This window comes from Microcoleus sp. T2B6 (assembly GCF_036700475.1).
Taxonomy (GTDB): Bacteria; Cyanobacteriota; Cyanobacteriia; order Cyanobacteriales; family Microcoleaceae; genus Microcoleus.
Map to the genome: position 1 here is coordinate 1 of NZ_JAUBOZ010000083.1, position 23,934 is coordinate 23,934.

The following is a 23,934-nucleotide window of genomic DNA, read 5'->3' on the forward strand; positions in this document are numbered from 1 at the left end:
AGTCATTAGTCATTAGTCATTAGTCATTAGTCATTAGTCATTAGTCATTAGTCATTAGTCATTAGTCATTAGTCATTGGTCATTAGTCATTGGTCATTAGTCAACTGTTAACAGTCAACAGTCAACTGTTAACAGTTAACAGTCAACAGTCAACAGTTAACAATCCCCCATCATTTATGACAACCAAAATCCTGCTGACCTCATTTGATACTTGGCTTCCCCATCAGAAATCCAACTCCTCCGACGACTTATTAGCCAAGATTTCCCAGATAAAATCTTTGCCTGATTCCCTGACTTTTTTGAGGAAACTGCCAGTAGATTTTCAGCAAGCACCGAATTTGGCGATCGCCGAAATCAACCAACTCCAACCCGATACTATTATCTGCTGTGGCATGGCCGAAAGTCGGCAAAAATTAACCGTAGAATCCTGCGCTTGCTGCGATCGCGACATTCTGAAAACAGCAGTTAATCTCGAACCGCTAGTCGCTGATTTAGCCGCAACAGAAATCAGTCACAAAGCCGGGAAATTTGTTTGCGAAGCCCTATATTATGCGGTTTTAAAACACCTTGCAGATTCTCAACTTAGCACCAAATGTATTTTCGTACACGTACCAATTTTGACAGAAGAAAATGCCGACAAAATTGTCGCCGATTTTTTATTAATTATACGCCGCTTAACTACACGCAGAGACTAGAAACCGGGTTTCTGGGTATACAGCATATTCCATGTATATGTGGTACACACGATCGCGGGCGATATCCAGTGTAAGGTGCGTCGCCATCAAACATCTGCAAGTTCTATCCAAGATATAGCAAGCGACGCACCCTACAAACTTAGCGCAAAAACTTATAGAAACCCGGTTTCTGAGATTGAGCGCAGGGGCGAGAAACCGGGTTTATACGAATATTTCTCGTTATTCATCGCCAAAACTCGTAGAAACCCGGTTTCTGAGATGGAGTGCGAAACTAGCAACTGCCAAGTCTTTAGCCGCCGTAATTCCAACCGGTGCTTTCTAGCAGCAACGGATTGCCTTCTCGGTGGACGCCGGCTGCCAAAACTTCTCCCACATAAACCGTGTGATCCCCGTGTTCCACACCCCCGACAACTTTGCACTCGATGTAACCCAGAGAATCCGAGATAATCGGACAACCAGTTTCCGGGCCCGGATAAAATTCTACATCCTCAAATTTATTGCCAACGCGGCGCTGCTGCTTGAAGAATTTCTGGGCTAATTCTTTCTGTCCCGCTTCTAGGAAACTCAAAGCAAAGACACCGCTGGCTTTGATCATGGCGTGGGATTTGGAGTCTTGCTTGACGCAGTTGACAACTAAGGGAGGGGTAAAGGAAGATTGCATCACCCAGCTAGCGGTGAAACCGTTGACTTCCTCCCCGTCTTTGACACCGCAGATGTACAATCCGTGAGGGATTTTCCGCAAGATGGTCTTTTTAGCTTGTTCGTCTAGCACGGGCTTACCTGTTCGATCGATAATTCTACATCGCCCAGTTTACCAATGTCGGGCCCACAAACCCACCTGTCTTCAGGGCTATTCGCTAATATTGCCTTTTTCGAGCCCAAAATTGACCAAGAAAAATGGGATACAAGCCCCGTCCTTCTAGGACGGCTTTTCTTGATTTCTAATATACTCTTTCAAAACTTCTAAAGGCGCACCCCCAACAGAAACAGCAAAATAACTAGGACTCCATAATGCTTCTTTGTGGGGTTTTTTGTGTCCAGCCTGTCCGTATCGACGACTGGAAACACCTTTGAGTGCGTTAACTATTTGAGATATCGACAATTTAGGCGGATACTCGATCAGCGTATGAACATGATCGGCTTCCCCGTTGAACTCTAGCACTTGAAAGTTCATTTTTTGGGCTACTTCTCGAAACGACTTTTCAATCAAATCAAGACCTTCGCTGGTGAATACAGACCGACGATATTTTGTTATACATACCAAGTGTATTTTAAGTTGTGTAACAGAATTGCGCTCGCGACGGTAAACTGTTGTCATTACTTACAGACCAATATATAATCAAACTTACAGACCAACATTCAGTATAACCATGAAGGCGAGATTCCGGTACAGATTTTATCCGACGACCGAACAGAGACAGAGCTTGGCTCGGCTGTTTGGCTGCGTCCGCATGGTCTGGAACGACAGTCTGGCTCTCTGTAAACAGTCTGAAAAAAAACCAAGTTCGTCTGATTTGCAAAAAATCGTAATAACCCAAGCGAAAAAGACCGAAGAAAGAGCTTGGCTGAGCGAGGTTTCTAATATTCCTCTACAGCAATCTGTAGCAGACTTAGAAACAGCTTTTAAAAACTTCTTCGATTCCTGCAAGGGGAAGAGAAAAGGTCGTAAGGTTGGTTATCCTAAGTTCAAGAAAAGAACAAATAGCCAGTCGGCCCGATTTAGGATTGGCGGTTTTTCTCTAAAAAATGGCGGTGTCTATTTAGCCAAGATTGGTATTGTAAGCCCAATATGGTCAAGAGAACTTCCATCTGAACCTAGCTCAGTCACGGTAATCAAAGATTGTGCAAATCGTTATTTCCTAAGCTTTGTGGTAGAAGTTCAACCCGTTCATTCTGATGCCCAAAACCAAAGCATCGGAATCGATTTGGGGATTAAAACTTTTGCAGTGATGAGCAATGGTGAAAAAGCCGAAAGCCCTAACTACAAAAAATTAGACCGGAAAGTTCGCAAACTCCAGCGCAAATTAGCTCGTCAACCAAAAGACTCTAAAAGGAGAAACGCAACCCGAATCAAAATTGCTAAGTTGCACAACCGCATTGCCGATGCCCGCAAAGATTTCCTGCATAAATTATCAACCAAAGTAGTCAACGAAAACCAAGTGATTATTTTGGAAGACTTGAATGTATCAGGAATGGTGAAAAACCGGAAGCTTTCACGGGCAATTAGTCAGCAAGGATGGCGAGAATTCAGGACTCTCTGTGAGGCTAAGTCTGAAAAGTTTGGTAGAGAATTTCAGGTAATTAGTAGGTGGGGACCTACTAGCCAAGTTTGTGCGGATTGTGGTTTTAAATGGGGCAAAATTGATTTGTCTATTCGTTCAGTGCTTTGTGTTAGTTGTGGCACTGAGCAAGACAGAGATCAAAATGCTTCGAGGAACATACAAAAAGTCGGGATGGGGAATCGCCACGACTCAAAACGGGCGCAGAGGGATTGTCAGACTACTCCGGTAGCAGAACCCTATGAAGCGTCAAGAATCACCGCGCCTGATAGCCGGTGAGTATTTCAAACCAGTTTTAAGTCAAAATTAACAGCTTACAACTGTCAAGAAACTCCATACTTTTTAAACCAATCTTGCATCCGTTTCCAACCATCCTCAGCTTCTTTTTTCCGGTAACTGGGGCGATAGTCGGCGTTAAAAGCGTGCGGTGCATCTGGATAAAGCACAATTTCCGAACCGCTGCTACCAGTTTTGAGAACTTCCCGCATTTTCTCGACTGTATCGTTGGGAATTGACTCGTCTTTGCCACCGTAAAGCCCCAATACAGGCACTTTCAAAGTTGCTGCAATGTCGATCGGCTGTTTGGGAGTTAAATCCGTAGAATTGCCCACCACACGCCCGTACCAAGCCACTCCTGCTTTGACTTTCGGGTTGTGAGAAGAGTACAGCCAAACAATTCTACCACCCCAGCAAAATCCTGTAATTCCCAACTTATTAGTATTGCCTTTTCCTGACTTTTGTGCCCACTCTACAGTTGCATCTAAATCGGACATAACTTGAGCGTCAGGAACTTTCGAGACAACTTTACTAATAATTTCTTGAACCTCGGTGAGTTTAGAAACATCACCTTGACGGGCAAACATTTCTGGGGCGATCGCTAAATAACCTAATTTTGCCAAACGGCGGCAAATATCTTGAAGGTGCGCGTGAACTCCGAAGATTTCTTGAATTACTAAAATTACTGGAAAATTGCTGCCGCTGGCTGGCATTGCTCTGTATGCTGGAATTGAGCCGTCTTTTACGGGAATTTTTACCTCACCGGCAACTAAACCAGCAGCATCCGTATTGATAACGGCAGCCGCAATAGGATGAACTGCTAAGGTAAATCCGGCGCTTAATGCGGTGACAATGATAAATTGTCTGCGAGTTAAATCTTTCATCGGGAATGGGGAATGGGGCATTGGGCATTGGGCATTGGGCATTGGGCATTGGGCATTGGGAATTGGGCATTGGGCATTGCAACTGCCAACTGCCAACTGCCAACTGACTACTGACGAAAAAGCCGATCGTGCTCTGGATGGTACAAGCGCGATCGCCCTTCTGCTGATTTTCCCAACGCCGGACTAATAACATACATTGTCGTTCTGATCAAATTATTTTCGCGGGTAGCAACTGCCATTTTGTCAAGGGGAACTAGCACAATTTTTTCATCGGGCCAGCCCAACCGATAACAAATCGCTACAGGCAAATCCGATGGGTAATGTTCCATCAATTTAGCTTGAGCTTTTTCGACATGGCGGGCGCTCAAATACAGGCACAAACTCGCTTGATGAGCCGCTAAACTCGCCAATTCTTCGCGATCGGGTACTTCGGTTCTGCCGCTAATTCGTGTCAAAATAATTGTCTGCACAACTCCCGGAACTGTCAACTCAATTTTAAGTTTAGCCGCCGCAAGTTGGAAAGCGCTAATTCCTGGGATTACCTCAAAAGCAATTCCCTCCGAGGCCAAAGCTTGCATTTGTTCGCCGACGGCCCCGTAGAGACAGGGATCGCCGGAATGCAGACGGACGAGGCTTTTTCCGTCGCGCACTCGTTGCACCATCAAAGGTACAATCTCTTCGAGGGTCTTATCCGCAGTTTGGATCACTTCAGCATCTGCGCGTACCCCCTGCAAAATTTGCTCTGGCACTAGCGAGTCAGCAAATAATATGACATCGGCTGCAGCCAGTAATTTTTGAGCCTTAACAGTCAACAAATCCGGGTCTCCCGGGCCTGCACCTACAATGTATACCCCTGGAATTAGGGCTTCAATCTCTGTCAAACTCATTGCTGCTAACAAATTTGCTAAATTTACGGACGCTTCCGGATGTACCTATTTTGGTTGGAAGTAATAGATGGTAGATGCACCCTGGTTTTGAACCCTAGAGACTAACCTCTCTGGGGTTTTTTATTGATCCTCTGGCAATTTCGGAGTGATCTTTGCCCGATCGCTATTGGGGGACACAACATCGGGTAAAGGTCGAGCGAGCAAATAAAGCCAAGCTAACCCGCCCAACCCTAACACAATCCCAGTCAAGCTTACCATCTGTGCCGTCCGCAGCGGCCCGAACATCAAACTATCAGTCCGCAACCCTTCAATCCAGACTCTACCGGAACTGTAAGCTGCGATATAAACCAAAAATAAAGCACCAGTTTTCAAGCGAATTTTGCCCTGCAGATCGCGAAAAAATAAACTCAGAAGCAACCCAAATACTGTCAAATTCCACAGGGATTCGTAGAGAAATGTGGGGTGGAAGTATTCAAAATTAGCATAGGCGGGCGGGCGGCTGTTGGCCGGAATATAGAGTTTCCAAGGCAAATCCGTAGGACTGCCAAAAGCTTCGGAGTTAAAGAAATTTCCCCAGCGTCCGATCGCCTGACCGAGAATTGCCGAAGGCGCGATTAAATCTGCCAATTGCCAAAAAGAAACTCGCTGAATTTTCGCAAAAATTAAAGCTGCGATCGTCCCACCCAAAATCGCCCCGTGAATGGCAATTCCGCCTTTCCAAATCGCAATAATATCTTCAGGCCTCTGGGCGTATTGCTGCCACTCGAAAGCCACGTAATAAATTCGAGCACAGGGAATAGCGCCCAAAACCAGCCAAATTGCCAAATCACCCAATAATTCCGGGTTAACGCGGCGCTTTTCGGCCAAGTATTGCGACAGACTGACCCCAATCAAGACGGCCGAAGCTATCAACAGCCCGTACCAGCGAATGGCTACGGGGCCAAGTTCAAAGATAATTGGGCCAGGCGATGTAAATTGAAACGCTAAGGGCAGCGCAAGAATATTTAGCACCATAAAAGTTGCATTAATTGTGATGGAAAGCAGTCAGATTGCATACCCTTTAACAAACTCCAGAGTTTATTTTAGGGGGCTGTGGTCATTTACACGCAATATTTGGGGAATTTTGCCAAAAATTAACTTTGTTGGGGACATTTGTGTCTGGAGTTTTCTTTGTGAGTCCACAATAATATCCCCCCTAACCCCCCTTAAAAAGGGGGGTACCGGATTATTCTCAAAGTCAACCCCTACTCCCCAACAATCAGGGGGATTTAGGGGGATCGAGACTTCGCCTTCTGGAGGATTAACGGCAGCTTTGGTCTAGAAGTTTTAATATAGAGGATGGCTTTAAATTTTCTGATGACCTATGTCTCCTACTTCCGTTTCTCAGGTGTACTCTTCTGGTAATTCCAAGGGTGCGAATCAGTCTCGCAAGACTGCTGCTTTGGCTGTTGAGTCGGGTAAAATTCCGCCCTTGCTGGGGGCGAGTTTAGCTGAGTTAACGGAGTGGGTGCAGCAGCAGGGACAACCGGCTTATCGGGGAAAGCAGTTGTACCAGTGGATTTATGAGAAAGGTGCACGATCGATCTCTGACATTTCTGTATTCTCGAAACAGTGGCGCGAGACTGTTGCTAAAATCCCGATCGGGCGATCGACCATTCACTATCGATCGGTCGCACCAGACGCCACGGTAAAGTATCTCTTAAAATTGGCAGACGGTCAAATCATTGAAACAGTCGGCATTCCCACCGATAAACGACTGACTGTGTGCGTCTCAGCCCAAGTTGGCTGCGCGATGGGCTGCGACTTTTGCGCTACCGGAAAAGGCGGTTTCAAGCGCAATTTAGAAAAACACGAAATCGTCGATCAAGTCTTGACAGTACAACAAGATTTCGGCCGCCGAGTCAGCCACATCGTATTTATGGGTATGGGCGAACCCCTGCTGAATTTCGATAATGTTGTAGCTGCTGTCAAGTGTTTGAATCAAGATGTAGGAATTGGACAGCGAAACATCACCATTTCTACAGTAGGAATTCGCAATCGCATCAGCCAACTAGCCGAACATCAACTGCAAGTTACCCTCGCCGTCAGCCTCCACGCTTCCAATCAAAGATTGCGCGAAGAGTTAATTCCTAGCGCCCGCCCTTATCCTTTGGGTGAATTAATCGCAGAATGTCGGGAATATGTGCGATCGACTGGGCGCAGATTGAGTTTTGAATACGTACTTTTAGCAGGTGTGAATGACTTGCCGGAACACGCAGCCGAGTTAGCAACTCACTTGCGCGGTTTTCAGTGTCACGTCAATTTGATTCCTTACAATCCGATTCAGGAAGCTGAATATAAGCGACCTACTCCCAATCGAATTAACAGTTTCGTTGCGACTTTGAAGGAAAAGAAAATTGCAGTTAGCGTGCGGTATTCTCGCGGCTTAGAAGCAGATGCAGCCTGCGGACAATTGCGGGCATCCGAGGTTTAAATTTTAAGAGTGTATGAGTTATGAATGGTGAAAAAAACATATTCACCATTCATAATTCATATTTGCCAAGGGTTAAATGCTAATCGGACGACAATTAAATCTATAATTTAACGCTGGGCATATGAAACATGACCAAATAGAAGATGATTTAAAAAACGAGCCTAGCCTTAAACTTTTAAGAACTGACAATGCACCTTTAATTATCAGTTTTTTGTATCACCAGTTCAAGTCTCTAAATCGGATTACCGTTCCCCAATCAGAACTGGTAGAAAAACTTGAAAATTATTTGGAGAAGCTGTGCGAAGATCGACCGGAACTATATCGTGGGAAAGCACAGACTTACCTGGATACTTGGTGCAACAGCGATCATCAGTTCTTGAAGAAATATTATCAGACGAAGAATGATGATCCGGTTTTTGAACTTACACCGGGTACTAATCGGGCGATTGGTTGGCTGGAAGATTTGAAGAGGAGAGAGTTTATTGGCACTGAATCACAGTTTTTAGAGATATTTTCCCTTCTCAAAGAAATTGTAACCAAAAGTACAGAAGATCCTGCAGCGCGTTTGGAGGAATTAGAAAAACAAAAAGCAGCAATTCAGAAAGAAATCGACACCATCGAACAAACTGGTGAGGTTGAACGCTACAGCGAAGCTAAGCTCAAAGAGTGGTTTCTTAAAGCTAATGATGTGGCCCGCCGACTCCTTGCTGATTTTGGAGATGTCGAGCAAAATTTTAAAGCAATCACGGACAAAGTGAAAAAGGCACAGCTAAAAGAGGAGGGGGGAAAGGGGTTAGTTGTGGCACAGGTAATTGAGGGGGATGAAGAAATTAGGAAATCCGATCAAGGGCGCAGCTTCTATGCCTTCCAAGATTTTCTGACAGATCCTTCTAAACAGGAAGAATTGGAACAACTGATTAATGGGGTATATGGCTTGCCAGAACTTCAAGATTTGGGTAAACAAAATCCCATACTCCGAAGAATTAAACGCAGTCTGATTCAAGCTAGCGACAAAATTATCAAATCTAATTATCGTCTTGCCGAACAGTTGCGAAAAATGCTGGTCGAACAGCATATCGCCGAGAACAAACGAGTAATTGAACTGATTAAAGAGATTAAAAATTTAGCACTTGCGGCGCTCGATAATCCTCCCCAAAAGGAGGAATTTATTTGGATAGAAGGCGACCCGGAAGTGCAACTGCTGATGGAAAGACCGTTGGGGAAACCAACAGAAAATCGAAATTTTAAAAACTACAATTTGAGCAACGCAACTGTTGATCTACCGAGGGAACAAATTGATGCTTTGCGAAATTATTGTTATGTGGATGAGGAAGTATTGAAGCGGCAGATTGCAGCAACATTGGAGGGCAAAGATTGGGTAACGCTAGCTGAAGTAATTGAGAAGTATCCGGTGGAAAAGGGTTTGTCTGAAGTAGTTGCTTATTTGGCGATCGCCTCTCAAGACACAAAACACGCGATCGATGACTCAGTGAGCGATCGCATTACGGCAAGTTCCTTTGACAAGCAGAACATCCTGCACCTGACACTCCCACAAGTTATTTTTAAAAGATAAACACAGCAAATTCATGATGACAAACGAGATTATCGCATCCTACGCACCAGCACTCATCAAATTACTACAAGGTATCCTGTATGAAGATGAGGATGATTGGGGTGAGCTATTGAAAAATGAAAAAAACGTCAGAGAATACTTTGGAAAAATTGGGCTGAGACTTTATTTAGATGAAGCCGAAGGATATGCTTTTTTACAGCAGCCAGATGGTGACGATGGCGACGAGGAAGCAAAGAAACTGCCCAGGCTGGTTAAGAGAGTTCCCCTGAGTTACGAAGTGACGGTACTATGTGTTTTATTACGCGAGAAATTGCTAGAGTTTAATAACAGCACCTCTGATTCGGATCGCTGCATTGTGTCTAAACATCAAATTCACGATTTGATGCGTCCGTTTTTTCCAGAGCAAACTGATGACCCAAAGCTTTTGAAAAAATTTGACGAATCGATCAATCGAGTTGTCAAGTTGCACTTTTTGAAAGAGTTAAAGAATAAAGAAGGCGAATATGAGATTCGCCGCATCCTCAAAGCTAAAATTCCCGCTGAAACATTGACGGATATCAAAAAAGGGTTAGAAGCTTATGACAAATCTAATGCTTGAATTTGAGAGTGACAATTCCAAAGCTGGATATCGCTTGCATCGGCTGGAAGTATTAAACTGGGGAACTTTTAAGCAGGGTACGATCGCACCCTACGGTAAAACTTCCTTCCTCACGGGGGCCAATGGTTCCGGTAAATCGACTTTGGTTGACGCACTACTGACACTATTAGTCCCGAATGGAAAGCGGAATTATAACTTGGCTTCAGGTTCAGGAAAGCGAGAGCGAGACGAAAAGACGTATGTACTCGGAGCCTACAGCACAATTAAAGCTGAAGATGACTACAAGTCTAAACTGCAGTACCTGCGTACCAAAGATGATTATTCAGTTTTACTCGCTTATTTTTATAACGAAGGATACAAACAGAAAGTCACTCTGGCTCAGGTTTTGTATGTAAAAGAGGGAGTGGAAAAGTTGTTTCTGGTTGCCGCTGGCGAACTGAGCATCGCCGAACATTTCAATGACTTTAAAAGTTTACCAGAGTTAAAAAAGCAGTTGGCATCTTTCCAGAAAGTAAAAATTGAACAATTTCACACATTTGCTGACTACAGCAAACGATTTCGTAAAATTTTTGGTGTGGAATCGGAAAAAGCTTTCGATTTATTCAATCAGACTGTCAGTATCAAAGAAATTGGCAAATTAAATGACTTTGTGCGCGGTCATATGCTGGAAAAAACTACTGTTGAAAATACCATCAAAGAGCTGAGTGAGTATTATGAAAATTTAACCTATTCCCATGAAGCAATGCAGAAAGCCAAGAAACAGCTAGAGGTTTTGAAACCGCTAATCGCTGAGTCTGAAAGTTACGAAAATGTCAAGGATAAGCTGAATCACTTAAATAAAGTATTCCCAATTATTCCCGCCTACTTCGCTCAGCATAAAAGAGGTTTATTGGAAAAAGCAATTGCCGAAAAACAACAAGAACAGAGTCAAGTTAGCCGTGATTTATCAAAAATACGCATAGATTTAGAAGGCTTGCGACAGGAAAAGCAAGACTTGACAGTCGCTATAGAAAATGATGAAACAGGACGGAAAATCAAAGAGTTAGAACAGAAAATTACGTTTTTAGACAGTCAAATAGCTAATCATCGACAAGCAGCCGAAAAATACGATAGAATTGCTAAAGCTATAGGATTTCCAACTTACAGTGACCTGGATACATTTAATAGTTCTATAATCCAAGCAAGGGAAAGTCAAAAAAGTGTTAATGTTCAACTGGAAGAATTAACAGCCCAACGCGATGAGCAAAAAATTTATGCTAAGCAAGTTAACGATCGTTACACTGAGTTAAATCAAGAACTGGAATCTTTAAGACAGCGAAAAAATCAGATTCCTGCTGAAAACTTGCGAATTAGAAAACAGATATTAACAGATTTGGAAATTGCTGAGGCGGAAATTCCTTTTGTGGGCGAACTGCTGAAGGTAAAGGATGGAGAGCGCCAAGAATGGGAAGGGGCGATCGAAAAACTGCTGCACAATTTTGGACTGCAACTCTTAGTTCCTGAAAAATACTACCATCAATTCACTCGATATGTCGATCGCACTAACCTGCATGGCCGCGTCGTTTATCAGAAAGTTGACAATAAAAATTTAGATTTGGTCTCCAAAAACTTAGATGATAATTCCTTGTTTAACAAATTGGAGATTAAATCTGATACTAAATATACTGCTTGGCTGGCTAGTGAAGTATCAAAAAATTATGGTAGCTGCATCTGTTGTCAAGATTTAGATCGCTTCGATCGGGAGAATTATGCGATTACCAAAAATGGCTTGATTAAGAATGGTAATAGACATGAAAAAGACGATCGCCATTCCAGCAATGAGAACAAAAGAAGATATATTTTGGGGTGGGACAATTCTAAGAGAATAAAGGATTGTGAAGCTGAATTGAATGAGCGTAAAGCAGAGCTTAGTGGAGTAGAAAAAGCTATACAGGATATTGAAACACAACAAAAAGATCGCAACAGGCACAAGAATCTGCTAGAACAGTTATTGGGATTCGATGATTTTTCTGCGATCGACTGGAAACCGCGCGCGATCGAGAAGCAAAAGCTTGTAGAGCAAAAGCAGGAGTTAGAGGGGAATTGCGATCGTTTAGAGGAGTTGAAGAGAACACTAGCTGCTGTCAGCGCTGACATTAAGAGAAAGGAAGCAGCTAAAAGTGACGCCGAAAGAAAAATTACTATTCTCGATATCGCGATCGACAATCACCAAAAACAGAGCGCTGAATGCGAAAAAGGATCGAGTTCATCGACATCCCAAGAGATTCAGACTTATACTCCTGATATTGAAGAGAGTTTCAGCAATCAAATTCTGACCCTCGATAACATTGATAGTTTGAAATATCAAGTAAAGGAGTCTTACCAGACTCGAATAAGCGCCGCCAACAACAAGTTGAATTCTCTGCGAAACAGCATTGAAAAAAAGATGAGTAGTTACAAGGGGGACTATCCCGCAGAAACTGCAAATGTTGACGCATCAGTAGAATTTATCCCTGAGTTCAAGGGAATGTTAGAAAAAATCGAACGAGATGATTTACCCACACAGGAACAAAGGTTTAAAAAACTGCTTGACGAGAAAATTAATAGCGCTATTTATAATTTTAAAGATACTTTAGAAGAATGGGAAAGTGACATTAAAGACAATATTTACGATCTAAATCAATCCTTAAAAATGATTGAATATACACCCTTGACTTATATACAAGTCCAATGGGAGGCCAACGGAGAAAACCAAATTAAGGAATTTAAAAATCTCTTAAAAAAAGGTTTGTGCTATGCTGATGTAGGGGTTGAGCGAACTTCGGAAGCTGACGAAGCTAGCTTTAAAAAAATTAAAGAGCTGATCGATCGCCTCCAGTCAGATGAGCGGTGGACAGCAAGAGTCACCGATGTGCGTAATTGGCTCAATTTCTCAGTCAGCGTCAAGAATAAAGCCGACGATACGGAGAGGGAATATCACTCGGACTCTTCTGGAAAATCGGGCGGGCAAAAGGCTAAATTAGCTTACACTATTCTAGCGTCAGCTATTGCCTATCAATTTGGATTAGTACAGGATGAAACTAAATCTCAATCATTTCGTCTTGTGGTGATTGATGAAGCTTTTAGCAAGTCAGATGAAACAAATGCAAGGTATGCGATGGATTTATTTAAACAATTAAATCTTCAGCTTCTGGTAGTGACGCCCAAAGACAAAATTCAAGTTCTTGAGCATTATGCAGGAGCTGGTTACTATGTTGAAAACAGTATTGAAGAGAACGACTCCAAGGTTTATAATATGTCCGTAGACAAACAGCCTCTCGGACAAATTGCTTCAAATTAACTGCGTCTGTTGATGATTACCCCCGAAGAAATCAGAAAAAAAGCCGATCGACTATATATTCCCTTCCTGCAATCCTTGCTCCAGGGAGAACCTTTTTTCCCGCGAGATTTTCCCGCTGGCAAAATTCCCGACGACTACCTGAAGCTAAGAGATGCTGTACAGCAACTTCTGAAAGGCTCAAAAAAGTTCGTTGGCTACGGGTATCAAGTTGAGCTGATCCAGCGGAAAACTCGCAAATTTGATATCCAGTCTTTACCATCCCGAATTACATTTGAAACAGAGACAGATTATCTCAAATTCCTGAATAAGGAACCTGAAGTTGCGGATTTTAAACAAGTTGTAGCAAGGATGAGAAATGAAATTCCTGATTTGAATATCTGGCTCAATCAAAATCCTCAAAAAGTAATCAATCACTTAGGAAAATGGGAGAATTTATTGCCTGTATGCTTGTATTTTCAGAACCATCCCAAACCTCAGCTTTATATTCGCGAACTACCGATAAATGTTCACACTAAGTTCATCGAACAAAATAAAGGTATTCTAAATGAATTGCTGTCAGCTATCCTGCCAGATGATGCTATTAATCAAGAAGAAAATGATTTTGAAAAGCGATTTGGTTTGCGATATGCTGAGCCATCGGTAACTATCAGAGCTTTGGATCAAAACCTACAGGTGAAGTATGGGATTAGCACCTCGGAGATGAGCATACTCATTTCTGATTTTGAACGTCGCAATCTTCAAGGATACCGCTTTATTATTACTGAGAATCAGATGAATTTTCGCACTTTGCCTGATTTAAGCAACAGCTTTGCGCTGTGGGGAAAGGGGTTTAATGTAGCTATTTTAAAAGATGTTGAGTGGCTAAGGCATTGCCAAATAATTTACTGGGGCGATTTGGATGCCCAAGGGTTCCAGATTCTTTCGCAGTTAAGGTCTTATTTTGATCAAACAATTTCTGTTATGATGGATCGAGAAACTTTCGATACATTTCAGGAATCTGCTGTGCCGGGTAAACTGTGCAAGGTTGCTAACTTATTTTACCTGACACCGGAGGAGCATGATTTATTTGCTGATTTATCCAAGCAAACAATTCGTTTAGAACAGGAAAAGATACCGAAGGATTTTGTAATTTGCAGGTTGAATAATTTGACCTATCGGTAATATCGTTTCCGGTGGCATCGGAATCATATATTTGGATGAACTCGCGTGATCCCCGCTCGCATTACATAATTCCGATGCTACCGGAGATGATATAAGCCCACATAAAAGAAACAGCTCTTTAGAAGCGTTTAACAAGTATCCACCGCAACTCTAACGGCGGTGTTTGTTGCACCGAAAATAAATCTCGCCCGCTAGCCCAACTGACAAACCAAGGTGTCGGCGGCCACGCAGAGTCAGGCAAATGTTTTTGTTCGTATTCAATCACAGATTCATCGGAAATAATTTCTAACGGCAAACCCTCTATTGCTGCTTGCAATTCTTGTCTGGTAATCAGATAAGACCAGCACAATTCAGACATTTGTTTTGCTATCTCGTCGGGTTCGTACCCATCTACAGCTAAGAAAGTGCTGAATAAGATAAACCCGCCACTTAACACGGCATCGGACATTTTGCCGAGGAAAAGACGAATTTGTTCGGGATAGCGGAAATGAGAGAGAACTTCGGTAGCAATCGCTAATTTGTACCGATAAGTTTTCATCCTCAATAATGGGTCTAAAACGTCCCCTTGGGTGACATTTATCGGCAAGTTTTCGGCGGTTGCTGCGGATGATAGTTTCTCGGCAAATATCGGTGTTAGTTCGATCGCATCCACGGAATGGCCTAACCTTGCTAAAGGCAGACTATTGCGCCCTGGGCCCGCACCTACATCTAAAATAGGTACTTTTCCCGGTTCGCCTAATTCGGCGGCAATGGCGATGACTTTGGCATCGGGATGGCTGCCGAATAAAGGTTCGGGGCGAATATCCGGCCAGCTATGATATTTCTGGGCCATTGATTCGACTTGAATCTTGGTATTCAGAGTAATGCCGCCGGCTAAACCGGTTTGGGAATTAGCAGGAAAATATGAAACTATTAGATTAGCGTGGGGGGAATTTTTGAATCCTTCTGCTAAGGCGTTGGCGATTAATGTTCGCAAGTTTTCAGCTTGGGCAGCGTCGATGTTTTGTCCGAGAATGTTTAAGAAGTCTGACAGTAATTTAAGATAGTCGTCTAGCATCGATGGCAAGCAAGGCAGATAGAATTCTCCCTTGAGGCCGATGCTCTTTTTGAGCCTTTCTTTGAGAATTAATTTCAGGCGATTCGAGTCTGTCAGCGGCGGGCCTGTTTCGGGTGATTCGCTGACGGGCAATTTGGGGATAGATGCGGCACTGGTGAGGTTTTTAGTCACAATAGTTTCGATTAGATTCGGCAATAAGTGCGATCGCACCGAGCATAATCTTGTGCTCTTGCACCTGAATTCGAGCGTGCAGCGTTTCTGCGGTATCATCAGGCAATACGGGCACCGCAGCCTGCATTAAAATCGGCCCGCTGTCTACTTCTAAACGGGCAATATGCACCGTACATCCGGTGATTTTAACCTTGGCGGCCAGTGCTTGCTCGACGGCGCGAATTCCTGGGAAACTCGGCAGTAAGCTGGGGTGAATGTTAATAACGCGATCGGGAAAAGCATCAAACAAAACTTCGGTAACAATTCGCATCCAACCCGCCATCACTACCCATTCTACATCATACTCTTGAAAAGTTTTGACAATTTTTGTATCTAATTCTTCGCGGCTTTTGCAGTCGCGGTGATTGAGCAGAATCGAGGGAATGCCGTATTTCTCGGCTCTGGCTGCGGCTTTGGCTTCCGGATTGTTGTAAATTAATACTGGGATTTGAGCGTTGAGCTCTTTGTTTTGGATGGCTTGGGCAATTACCTCGAAGTTGCTGCCGCTTCCTGATGCTAAAACTCCTAATTTTAATGGAGGATGAGCCGGAGCGAGCGCACTTTTGCCAATCTCAGGAGAAATCAGGCAGGCATGGGAATTAACAGATACGGGATTAGCGGTCATTCGATTTTAGATTTTAGATTTTAGATTTTAGATTTGGGATTGATCCCAGGGATAAATTCGGGGGCTTGAGGATTTTAGATTTTAGATTGGGGATTGATTCCACGGATAAATCACGTGGCGGGTACCATCAAGAAATTCGCTTGTCATAAAGATAAAAACTATTCACTCGTATTCTACTATAGAGGTAAAGGGTAAGGTTTGCTTCGGCGCACTCTACATGGAGATATTGCGTAAGTCCTAAGTATATTTTATTTTGTCACTTACTGATTCAACCCTATTCTACAATATTCTCAAAAAACTCTTCCCTGAGAATCGAATAAAGTTTGAGATCCCAATATCTGTCTTTCACAAATAGGTGCTGTCGCAATACCCCTTCCAATTGCATCCCCACTTTTTCCATCACGCGAGCCGAAGCAATATTGTTAACCTCACATCGAGCCATAATTCGATTCAGCAACATCTCCCGAAAACCGAATTCAATAACTGCATTAACAGCCTCGCTCATGTATCCTTCTCCCCAATACCTCCTAGAAAGTGCGTAGCCAATTTCCGCGCGGCTGTGCGTCATGCTCCATTCCACAAATCCGCAAGTCCCGATAAACTTTTTCTCGGCTTTGTGGACAATCCCCCAATCTACAAGCTCTCGTCTTTTGTACATTTTAGTAAGTGACCTGAGAAAGTATTTAGTGTCTTCGAGCGAGGTGTGAGTTGACCACATTGTGTATTGTGATACTTCGGGGTTTGAGGCATACTCAAACATATCGCTCGCATCGTTTAAAGTAATTTTTCTGAGCAGGAGCCTTTCAGTTTCTATAGTGGGTAAATTGGCTAATATATCGAGAAGATTCATTGTGAAATTGACCTATATTGTGATACCATTTAAAACTAAAAGCTAAAATTTACAAGCCAATGGTTCCGATTAAATTTGGGCGTTTTAACTGGTTAGATAATGATTCGATCGCAGCTTGGACTTTCCTGGCCCCAGCTTTGCTGTTTCTGGGTACTTTTTTGATTTGGCCGATCGCCTATTTATTTTACCTCAGCTTTACCAGCGGCAGCTTTACCCAGTCGGGAGTGCGTTGGATTGGCTTCAACAACTACTTGCGTCTAGTCACAAACCCGGATTTCTGGCAAATTCTCCAAAATACGCTCTATTTTACAACTGCAACAGTCATTCCCAGTTTAGTGATTCCTTTGGGCTTAGCAGTTTTGCTAAATCGCTCGTTTGCTTGGCGAGGAGCTCTCCGCACCGCTTATTTTATTCCTTCGATTACCTCTTTAGTTGCAGTTGGCTTGGGTTGGCGGTGGTTGTTTCAAACGGAAGGCCCGGTGAATAATGCCCTAAGTGCGATCGGTTTAAATCCAATTCCTTGGCTTAGCAGCACAGTTTGGGCAATGCCTGTGATCATTCTGCTGAGTGTTTGGAAACAATTAGGCTTTAATATGGTAGTATTTTTAGCAGGATTGCAAGCAATTCCGGTAAATCGTTACGAAGCCGCAGAATTGGATGGAGCTAATGCTTGGCAGCAATTTTTGTACATCACTTTACCCGGTTTGCGGCCGACTTTAGTATTTGCTACTGTCACTACTGCTATTTTTACCCTGCGGAGTTTCGAGCAAGTTTACGTCATCACCGGCGGCGGCCCTTTGAACTCTACTAATTTGCTAGTTTATTATATTTACGAGCAAGCTTTTTCGCAATTTGATTTTGGCTATGCAGCCGCTGCCGCAACTTTCCTGATGGCTGTAGCTTTGATATTAGTCTATTTACAACTAAAAGTTTGGGGCGAAGATACTTGATTAGCTAGGGGTATGGGGTATGGACACGGCAATGCCCCTTGGTGTTAAGTTAACGTCCAAATTTACCAGTATTTTGTCCATCTAATAAGTCTCTCGATCCCCCCTAACCCCCCTTAAGAAGGGGGGAAAAAGAGCGTCAAAGTCCCCCTTCTTAAGGGGGATTTAGGGGGATCTAATTTCGGCTATAAACGAGAGATACAAAGGATTTGAAACTTAAATAGACACTAAGGGTTCATGCCGTGTCCGTACAAATAAAATGTGCAATTAACTAGATTCACCATTACCAATTCCCAATTTTATATTCCATGTGCTCTGCTGTTTGTTCAGCTTGTGCTCTACCCAAAAGTTTGCCGACAACGTGCAAAGACATATCAATTCCCGCAGCAATTCCCCCAGAAGTGATGATTTTGCCATTATCTACAAATCGCTGATTTTCGATAATAGTTGTGTTGGGCGCTAATTTTTTCAATAAATCCAATGCCTGATGGTGGGTAGTTGCTTCCAAACCTTCCAACAAACCAGCTTTTGCCAAAAGCAGCGAACCCGTACAGACAGAAAGCACTAATTCTGCTGTTTGCGAACAATCTTTTATCCAGTTAATAACTGCTGAATTATCGATTAACTTTCTTGTACCTTGTCCTCCCGGTACAATTAAAATATCCGGTGGCGGACAATCGGAAATCGTGCAGTGGGGATTTACACTCAAACCATTACGGGCGTTGACAGCACCGGAATGTTCGGCTACGGTAGAGACTGCAAAAGGTCGCTCGCCCTTACTTAATTCTGATGTCACCGAAAACACTTCAAAAGGCCCGGCAAAGTCCAGTACCTCGACATCATCGAACATTAAAATAGCTACGTTCCTAGTTGCCATAAGACCTACTTCTGATAGAGGCAAAAAATCTCGGCGATTTGTTATCGTAGAACTGGTATAATTTAAATTATTAAAGCTATGCCGAAAAAGATTCGCCATCGCGCCCTAACATTCTGTCTTTTATGTCTGGCTTGCGCCTTAGCAATTGCTGTTGCGCCAATTGTCACGCCCGCTCAATCCACAACTCAATTAGAGTTTCGCATTACTCAATTAGAAAGGCAAATTTCTGAACTCAGGGGACAAATCTACAGCTTGCAGAACCAAGGTTCTAGAGTTAACAGGCCTCAGTCTCCTTCCGGTTCTGGTCGGACAAATCCTCGAACGCTGTCGGGAGACCCGATGTTTGACAATTTAGCAACTTTGGCAATTGAAACTAAGCAAGATGTTATTAAAATTCAAGAGCGATTGTCAAAGCTAGAAGCGTCGAGAAATCGGTAGAGAAGGAAGAAGGAAGGCACGACACGGATTTTGACACGGATACACGGATGAATTATTGAGCAAAAGTCGGGAGTCAGAAGGAAGAGGGAAGAGGGAAGAAGTCAGTAGTCATTAGTTAGAAGAATGAAGTCATATTCTCGCCAACTCAAAACTCTCTGCCTCTCCCCCTCTCCTTCTCTCCTATTCTCCGACGTTGAGGTCGAGAACAGCAGGGTCTGCTAAAAGTTAACTTGCAGAACTATTCAATGATATGGAAATAAAAGGCTGCAACCACAAAATTGATGGCTAACAACAACAGAAACCAGCCTGCGCGAAATGTGTAAGGGAATTTGCCCGTTTTCATCACGGAGTCGGATTTTAATTGGTTCTTCGCTATCTCTGGCATAGGTAAAGCTCCTAATTGATAATGTCACTCTCTTTACAAATAGCAGAGAGCGTCGCACTTATGCACAATCCTCTAGAGTTATTTTTTTTGACACTGATACTTTTAATTCAGACAATCCCCGACAATCGGCGAAAATCTGAATATAGCACACTCATCAGATACGTCTGAGAGTATGGTGGTATCCCACAAAGCTTTAAGGAAAATCCCTAAAGCGCTACTCAAACTGGGTGTTTTCTAACCACAGTTGGGGGCTTGAAAAATTTTAGAGCCACCTAACTTTTATGGCTCTCACCGTATTTTGCACAAATTTTGGAGGTGTATTCTTCACTGGTTTTGACCAACCTCGAACCGCAAGGATTACAGAGATGCTCTCAAGCGACAGCTTGAGAGAAGTGAGAGAAAGTCCAAGTCATCATTACTGATGGTTTTATGCAGGCTACTTCAGTCTACACCAATTGTCATGAGTATTATCTAAAAGTCTAGGAAAGTATCATCCTAGCAATTGCTCCCCTGCCTGAAGGCGAGGGGATTCTTGGTTCTGCGACATACCTTAAAACTATCTATCCTTGCGGCAGTGTTTAAACCAGGTATCCGTTCAAAAGAACCAAATATCGAGCTTAATTTAGATAGCCTCGCGAGGGTTTGTCTCCCCAAGCTTTCGAGAATGCTTCTCTTGTTTCTGTGTGCCCCACAGTACATTTTAGACAGTACATTTTAGAAATAAAAAGTTTAGTCTCTGATTTTGGCTTACATTAGTTAGCCCAGCTATGTTTTTCGTGGTTTTCGCTACCCACTAACCATTATTGTTTTCCGACCCGTCGTTTGAGCGTGGTGTCTCATGTGTATCGGCGGTTATTCTACCTGTAGTCTAGTTATTGTACTCTACAATGAACACAATGCAAGAAAGTTCAAGAAAACAATTAACAAAAGTTGATAATTAATTAAAGCCGTCCTAGAAGGACGGGGCTTTATACCCAATTTCTTGGTAACAAGTTTATACCGAGTTGAATTCAAATTAGTTTCAATCGCTCTCTCCGGCGTGGTAGGAACTTCGGACTAGAGGCCCCGATCGCACGCGCTCAAACCCCATCTCCCGCGCGATCGACCCGAAACGGTCAAATTCGGCCGGCGTCCAGTATTTACGCACTGGGAGGTGCTCTAGAGATGGTCTCATGTATTGACCGAGGGTGAGCCGATCGCACTTGGCATCCCGCAAATCTGTCATCGCTTCGACTATCTCGGCTTCGGTTTCCCCGTGCCCCAACATCAAACCGGATTTGGTGGGAATAGTTGGGTCATATTGCTTCACAATACGTAGAACGTCGATCGAGCGATCGTACTTCGCCCCCCTCCGCACCGGCCCTTGCAACCGACGCACCGTCTCAATATTGTGGTTGTAACAAGCGGGTTTAGCCTCCACCACCGTGCGAATTCGCTGTCGCTGCAACTCATCAAGGCCGGAATTCTCCCCGTCGGGGGCGGGCACGGGGAGGGCGGGCACGGGGAGGGCGGGCACGGGGGCACCGCCCCTACCTGTTCCCCCCCAAAAATCCGGCGTCAGTACCTCAACTTCAGTATGCGGGTTAAGGATGCGGATTTGGGCGATCGTCCTGGCAAACCAACCCGCACCCCCATCCGGCAAATCATCCCTCGCCACCGAAGTCAGCACCGCATAGCGCAAACCCAACAACTGCACAGCCTCCGCCACCTTTTGCGGTTCCTCCGGGTCTAGCGGCATCGGAGAATGACCTTTATCTACTTGACAAAAAGCACAAGCGCGGGTGCAAGTCGGCCCCATCAACAAAAAAGTCGCCGTTTTTTGCGCGTAGCACTCGCCCCGGTTGGGACATCTCCCCTCCTCACAAATCGTGTGAATTTGCCGCTGTTTGATAATTTTTTGCACTTGGGAAAGTTCGCTAGCTTTGCCAACGGGCCTACGCAACCACTCCGGCATCGCCTCGATTTCACCCCGCATTTGGGCGGCAACTGCTTTGACAGTAGGAGTTTTAGGAGTTTGGGGGGACATAAAATTAAGTGGCGATTGAGTTAATTCCTTCGATCGTATCCGAAATCAAAGCCCCTGAACTTGTAGCAGTACCACCCGAAATCAGGATCGCGCCGAGGTGCAACAAAACTAAACTCGCCCAGAATTATGGGTAGAATTCTGTTAGGGATATACTGAAGGTTGCAAATCATCACTCATTCATTACTGAAGGAGTCAGTCGTGGCTGGTCAAAAAATCTTGGTAATCGATGACAGTAAAGTCATCCGCGTCCGAGTCCGAGAGATGTTGCCGCAGGGTAACTTTGAAGTTCTAGAAGCAAAAGACGGCGAAGAGGGACTCAAACTGATCCGTCAAGCCCGTCCAAATCTAATTATGTTAGATTTCCTACTGCCCAAAGTCAGCGGTTGGGAAGTGTATCAAAAAGTGCAAGCCCATCCTGAGCTTTCTAAGATACCTTTGGTGATCATGTCGGGCCGCGAAGAAGAGGTGATGGAAAAAATTCCGAAACCCTTTGAGAAGCATTTTTTTGCATTTATCGCCAAACCGTTTGAGAAGAAGCAGCTAACCGAGGCGATCAAATCGGCGATGGTACTGGCCAAAAAGAAACCAGTGCCGGAAGCCCCAGCCGCCGCCGCTGCACCCACTTCGGGAGGGGGCGCCGCCGAAATTGAGGCGATGACTGTGAAAATGGCGAAAATGCAAGCGGAAATTGATGCACTCAAAAAACAAATGACTCAGGTGATTACAATCATCAAGCAGAAATTGAAATAATTCTGCTGTTTTTTGAAGGCACTTATGTAGAAGGAAACTTCCACACCGTGAAACTTTCAGTTGAGTCTCAAGGGCTGCGATTTTATCGGCATTTTTTTGCCAAATTGTTTGAGCAAGTGCGATCGCCAATAGCCGACAACTGGTTTCTCAAAATCCCAGTGAGAAAATCAATTAAAAGTTAAAAATAAAACAAGGGAGGAAATTAATTATTAATTTATATTAGGATTTTTAATGGGAGCATCTCATATGTGTAAAAACACTTCTTCTGGCTCCTTTCTTCTTCCTCTTTGCTCCTGCCTCAAAACTCCTGCCTCCTGCCTCACAACTCCAATTTCTAGCTGGGCTGCTTTCATTGAGATGCTCCCTTTTTAATTCCCGCTCGTTCCACACTCAATTATCAACTCCTCAGTCTCATTTTTTTGGTTAATGACTAACGACTATTCCGATTTTTTGCCTCAACTGCGTGCCTCAACAGAGCAATTATTGAAAAGATTAGACTGCTTCGATCGAGCGCAGGTATTAGCGATCGGAGATTTGACCTTGGACGAGTTTCTTACCGGACAAGTAGAGCGAATTTCCCGCGAAGCACCTGTGTTGATTTTGCGCTACGAAAATACTCAGCAAGTACCCGGAGGTGGCGCAAATGCTGTCTATAATTTAGCCAAACTGGGAGGCAAAGTAAAAGTTGCTGGTTTGGTGGGAAAAGACGACCAGGGAAAGGCTTTGTGCGGTATTTTTGAGGCGGCGGGAATTGATACGGGTGGGATTTTAATCGATTCGCAGCGTCCAACAGTCACCAAAACTCGAATTTCCGGGCACGCGCGGCAGTCGGTGACTCAGCAAATTGTCCGAGTCGATCGCAAATCGGACGAGTTGCCGGATTTAGATTTGCAGTTGCAATTGGCAGACTACATCCGGCAGCAAATACCAACAGTAGATGCCGTGGTTTGTTCCGACTACGGCGACGGAGTATTGACAAATTTGGCGATCGAATCGGCAGTGGTTCCCGGCAAAACAATTGTAGACGCTCAAATAAATTTGCAGCGATATTCTGGAGCAATGCTGTTTACTCCGAACTTGCCAGAAGCCGAGCAAGCCGTCGGATATGCTATCAAAAACCCTCACACTTTAATGCAAGCAGGACGCGATTTATTGAACTTAACTCAAGCTCAAAAAATCCTGATTACTCGCGGCGAAGAAGGGATGACTTTGTTTGAAAGGGCCAACGGCCAAGAAATCAAAAATTCACCTTCTCCAACATCGAATTGTGAAAAGGGGGAATTTGCCATTCAAAGTTGGGACATTCCCCCTTTTAACAAGACTGATGTATTCGACGTAACCGGTGCTGGAGATACAGTTGTAGCAGCAATGACTTTAGCTTTGTGCGTCGGTGCATCGGGTTGGGAAGCGGCAGTTTTGGGCAATTTGGCGGCTAGTATTGTCGTGCGTCAATTCGGTACGGCGACAACAACGGTAGAGGAGATGAAAGAAGCTTTGCTATCGCTCCTGAATCTGGAATAAAGCCAAAACATAAACCTGCTGGCGATCGATCGAGCATCTATCAGCACTTGAGTTTTTAATCCTGTTTTACTTCAGGCAAATACCCTGGCATTGAGTTAATCTA

General features: G+C 43.9%; 22 protein-coding genes. 11 read left to right on the forward strand and 11 right to left on the reverse strand.

The annotated features are described in order from the left end of the window. The first annotated feature begins 176 nt into the window (after positions 1-176). Positions 177-695 carry a pyroglutamyl-peptidase I family protein gene (locus tag QUA00_RS27155; protein ID WP_333309373.1) on the forward strand — a complete coding sequence of 173 codons (519 nt, stop codon included), beginning with the start codon at positions 177-179 and terminating at the stop codon, positions 693-695. A gap of 289 nt (positions 696-984) precedes the next feature. Here the strand turns inward: QUA00_RS27155 and QUA00_RS27160 are convergent, their stop codons facing one another. Then, positions 985-1,467, reverse strand: coding sequence for a flavin reductase family protein (locus QUA00_RS27160; RefSeq protein ID WP_333309353.1), 483 nt, complete (start codon positions 1,465-1,467; stop codon positions 985-987). 147 nt (positions 1,468-1,614) lie between these two features. Beyond that, positions 1,615-2,013, reverse strand: coding sequence for an IS200/IS605 family transposase (gene tnpA, locus QUA00_RS27165; RefSeq protein WP_333284512.1), 399 nt, complete (start codon positions 2,011-2,013; stop codon positions 1,615-1,617). A gap of 52 nt (positions 2,014-2,065) precedes the next feature. Here tnpA and QUA00_RS27170 point away from each other — a divergent pair, with 52 nt between their 5' ends. Then, positions 2,066-3,253, forward strand: a complete 1,188-nt coding sequence (locus QUA00_RS27170; RefSeq protein WP_333411800.1) for a transposase — start codon at positions 2,066-2,068, stop codon at positions 3,251-3,253. Positions 3,254-3,297: 44 nt separating this feature from the next. On the opposite strand, the gene QUA00_RS27175 is transcribed toward QUA00_RS27170, so the two are convergent. From QUA00_RS27175 to lgt, 3 genes are all read right to left on the reverse strand, one after another. After that, entirely contained in the window at positions 3,298-4,134 is an 837-nt protein-coding gene (locus tag QUA00_RS27175; protein WP_333411801.1) for a dienelactone hydrolase family protein, read from the reverse strand. A 107-nt stretch (positions 4,135-4,241) separates the two neighbouring features. Continuing rightward, positions 4,242-5,021, reverse strand: coding sequence for a precorrin-4 C(11)-methyltransferase (gene cobM, locus QUA00_RS27180; RefSeq protein WP_333411802.1), 780 nt, complete (start codon positions 5,019-5,021; stop codon positions 4,242-4,244). Positions 5,022-5,141: 120 nt separating this feature from the next. Then, positions 5,142-6,035, reverse strand: a complete 894-nt coding sequence (lgt, locus tag QUA00_RS27185) for a prolipoprotein diacylglyceryl transferase (RefSeq protein ID WP_333309357.1) — start codon at positions 6,033-6,035, stop codon at positions 5,142-5,144. A gap of 349 nt (positions 6,036-6,384) precedes the next feature. Here lgt and rlmN point away from each other — a divergent pair, with 349 nt between their 5' ends. From rlmN to QUA00_RS27210, 5 genes are all read left to right on the forward strand, one after another. Beyond that, positions 6,385-7,494, forward strand: coding sequence for a 23S rRNA (adenine(2503)-C(2))-methyltransferase RlmN (gene rlmN, locus QUA00_RS27190; RefSeq protein ID WP_333072679.1), 1,110 nt, complete (start codon positions 6,385-6,387; stop codon positions 7,492-7,494). A 121-nt stretch (positions 7,495-7,615) separates the two neighbouring features. After that, entirely contained in the window at positions 7,616-9,067 is a 1,452-nt protein-coding gene (locus QUA00_RS27195; RefSeq protein WP_333411803.1) for a DUF3375 domain-containing protein, read from the forward strand. 13 nt (positions 9,068-9,080) lie between these two features. Continuing rightward, positions 9,081-9,665 (forward strand): DUF4194 domain-containing protein, encoded by a 585-nt coding sequence (locus QUA00_RS27200; RefSeq protein ID WP_333411804.1) that lies wholly within the window; start codon positions 9,081-9,083, stop codon positions 9,663-9,665. After that, positions 9,646-12,984 carry an SbcC/MukB-like Walker B domain-containing protein gene (locus QUA00_RS27205; RefSeq protein ID WP_333411805.1) on the forward strand — a complete coding sequence of 1,113 codons (3,339 nt, stop codon included), beginning with the start codon at positions 9,646-9,648 and terminating at the stop codon, positions 12,982-12,984. Before QUA00_RS27200 ends, QUA00_RS27205 begins: the two co-directional genes overlap by 20 nt. A 12-nt stretch (positions 12,985-12,996) precedes the next feature. Further along, the gene (locus QUA00_RS27210; protein ID WP_333411806.1) at positions 12,997-14,145 is read left to right on the forward strand and encodes a Wadjet anti-phage system protein JetD domain-containing protein; all 1,149 of its coding nucleotides are present in this window, start codon (positions 12,997-12,999) and stop codon (positions 14,143-14,145) included. A gap of 118 nt (positions 14,146-14,263) precedes the next feature. Here the strand turns inward: QUA00_RS27210 and QUA00_RS27215 are convergent, their stop codons facing one another. The 3 genes from QUA00_RS27215 to QUA00_RS27225 all read right to left on the reverse strand — a co-directional run bounded on the left by QUA00_RS27215 (position 14,264) and on the right by QUA00_RS27225 (position 16,887). Continuing rightward, positions 14,264-15,373 carry a class I SAM-dependent methyltransferase gene (locus tag QUA00_RS27215; RefSeq protein WP_333411807.1) on the reverse strand — a complete coding sequence of 370 codons (1,110 nt, stop codon included), beginning with the start codon at positions 15,371-15,373 and terminating at the stop codon, positions 14,264-14,266. Then, on the reverse strand, positions 15,366-16,037 hold the full coding sequence (gene purN, locus QUA00_RS27220) for a phosphoribosylglycinamide formyltransferase (protein WP_333309366.1): 672 nt from the start codon (positions 16,035-16,037) through the stop codon (positions 15,366-15,368). Before purN ends, QUA00_RS27215 begins: the two co-directional genes overlap by 8 nt. Positions 16,038-16,311: 274 nt before the next feature. Beyond that, positions 16,312-16,887 (reverse strand): GNAT family protein, encoded by a 576-nt coding sequence (locus QUA00_RS27225; protein ID WP_333309368.1) that lies wholly within the window; start codon positions 16,885-16,887, stop codon positions 16,312-16,314. Between the two features lie 59 nt (positions 16,888-16,946). On the opposite strand from QUA00_RS27225, the gene QUA00_RS27230 reads away from it, so the two are divergent. After that, a complete protein-coding gene (locus QUA00_RS27230; protein ID WP_333411808.1) occupies positions 16,947-17,837 on the forward strand; it encodes a sugar ABC transporter permease in 891 nt (296 codons plus the stop codon). Positions 17,838-18,117: 280 nt separating this feature from the next. Here the strand turns inward: QUA00_RS27230 and QUA00_RS27235 are convergent, their stop codons facing one another. Next, positions 18,118-18,711, reverse strand: a complete 594-nt coding sequence (locus QUA00_RS27235; RefSeq protein ID WP_333146259.1) for a DJ-1/PfpI family protein — start codon at positions 18,709-18,711, stop codon at positions 18,118-18,120. A gap of 78 nt (positions 18,712-18,789) precedes the next feature. Here QUA00_RS27235 and QUA00_RS27240 point away from each other — a divergent pair, with 78 nt between their 5' ends. Next, complete coding sequence (locus tag QUA00_RS27240) at positions 18,790-19,149, forward strand: hypothetical protein (protein ID WP_333309371.1); 360 nt, start codon at positions 18,790-18,792, stop codon at positions 19,147-19,149. 238 nt (positions 19,150-19,387) lie between these two features. On the opposite strand, the gene QUA00_RS27245 is transcribed toward QUA00_RS27240, so the two are convergent. Further along, the gene (locus QUA00_RS27245; RefSeq protein WP_333146255.1) at positions 19,388-19,534 is read right to left on the reverse strand and encodes a photosystem I protein PsaX; all 147 of its coding nucleotides are present in this window, start codon (positions 19,532-19,534) and stop codon (positions 19,388-19,390) included. Between the two features lie 1,021 nt (positions 19,535-20,555). After that, the gene (locus QUA00_RS27250; protein WP_333411809.1) at positions 20,556-21,560 is read right to left on the reverse strand and encodes a lipoyl synthase; all 1,005 of its coding nucleotides are present in this window, start codon (positions 21,558-21,560) and stop codon (positions 20,556-20,558) included. A gap of 198 nt (positions 21,561-21,758) precedes the next feature. On the opposite strand from QUA00_RS27250, the gene QUA00_RS27255 reads away from it, so the two are divergent. Beyond that, positions 21,759-22,310, forward strand: a complete 552-nt coding sequence (locus QUA00_RS27255; RefSeq protein ID WP_333147961.1) for a response regulator — start codon at positions 21,759-21,761, stop codon at positions 22,308-22,310. A gap of 426 nt (positions 22,311-22,736) precedes the next feature. Then, positions 22,737-23,831, forward strand: a complete 1,095-nt coding sequence (locus tag QUA00_RS27260) for a PfkB family carbohydrate kinase (RefSeq protein WP_333147963.1) — start codon at positions 22,737-22,739, stop codon at positions 23,829-23,831. The last annotated feature ends 103 nt before the right edge of the window (positions 23,832-23,934 follow it).

Excerpts from the sequence above, each read along its gene's own strand:
- QUA00_RS27155 (WP_333309373.1), top strand. The coding sequence starts at position 177 with ATGACAACCAAAATCCTGCTGACCTCATTTGATACTTGGCTTCCCCAT.
- tnpA (WP_333284512.1), bottom strand. The coding sequence starts at position 2,013 with ATGACAACAGTTTACCGTCGCGAGCGCAATTCTGTTACACAACTTAAA.
- QUA00_RS27170 (WP_333411800.1), top strand. The coding sequence starts at position 2,066 with ATGAAGGCGAGATTCCGGTACAGATTTTATCCGACGACCGAACAGAGA.
- QUA00_RS27175 (WP_333411801.1), bottom strand. The coding sequence starts at position 4,134 with ATGAAAGATTTAACTCGCAGACAATTTATCATTGTCACCGCATTAAGC.
- cobM (WP_333411802.1), bottom strand. The coding sequence starts at position 5,021 with ATGAGTTTGACAGAGATTGAAGCCCTAATTCCAGGGGTATACATTGTA.
- lgt (WP_333309357.1), bottom strand. The coding sequence starts at position 6,035 with ATGGTGCTAAATATTCTTGCGCTGCCCTTAGCGTTTCAATTTACATCG.
- rlmN (WP_333072679.1), top strand. The coding sequence starts at position 6,385 with ATGTCTCCTACTTCCGTTTCTCAGGTGTACTCTTCTGGTAATTCCAAG.
- QUA00_RS27195 (WP_333411803.1), top strand. The coding sequence starts at position 7,616 with ATGAAACATGACCAAATAGAAGATGATTTAAAAAACGAGCCTAGCCTT.
- QUA00_RS27200 (WP_333411804.1), top strand. The coding sequence starts at position 9,081 with ATGATGACAAACGAGATTATCGCATCCTACGCACCAGCACTCATCAAA.
- QUA00_RS27205 (WP_333411805.1), top strand. The coding sequence starts at position 9,646 with ATGACAAATCTAATGCTTGAATTTGAGAGTGACAATTCCAAAGCTGGA.
- QUA00_RS27210 (WP_333411806.1), top strand. The coding sequence starts at position 12,997 with ATGATTACCCCCGAAGAAATCAGAAAAAAAGCCGATCGACTATATATT.
- purN (WP_333309366.1), bottom strand. The coding sequence starts at position 16,037 with ATGACCGCTAATCCCGTATCTGTTAATTCCCATGCCTGCCTGATTTCT.
- QUA00_RS27225 (WP_333309368.1), bottom strand. The coding sequence starts at position 16,887 with ATGAATCTTCTCGATATATTAGCCAATTTACCCACTATAGAAACTGAA.
- QUA00_RS27230 (WP_333411808.1), top strand. The coding sequence starts at position 16,947 with ATGGTTCCGATTAAATTTGGGCGTTTTAACTGGTTAGATAATGATTCG.
- QUA00_RS27235 (WP_333146259.1), bottom strand. The coding sequence starts at position 18,711 with ATGGCAACTAGGAACGTAGCTATTTTAATGTTCGATGATGTCGAGGTA.
- QUA00_RS27240 (WP_333309371.1), top strand. The coding sequence starts at position 18,790 with ATGCCGAAAAAGATTCGCCATCGCGCCCTAACATTCTGTCTTTTATGT.
- QUA00_RS27245 (WP_333146255.1), bottom strand. The coding sequence starts at position 19,534 with ATGCCAGAGATAGCGAAGAACCAATTAAAATCCGACTCCGTGATGAAA.
- QUA00_RS27250 (WP_333411809.1), bottom strand. The coding sequence starts at position 21,560 with ATGTCCCCCCAAACTCCTAAAACTCCTACTGTCAAAGCAGTTGCCGCC.
- QUA00_RS27260 (WP_333147963.1), top strand. The coding sequence starts at position 22,737 with ATGACTAACGACTATTCCGATTTTTTGCCTCAACTGCGTGCCTCAACA.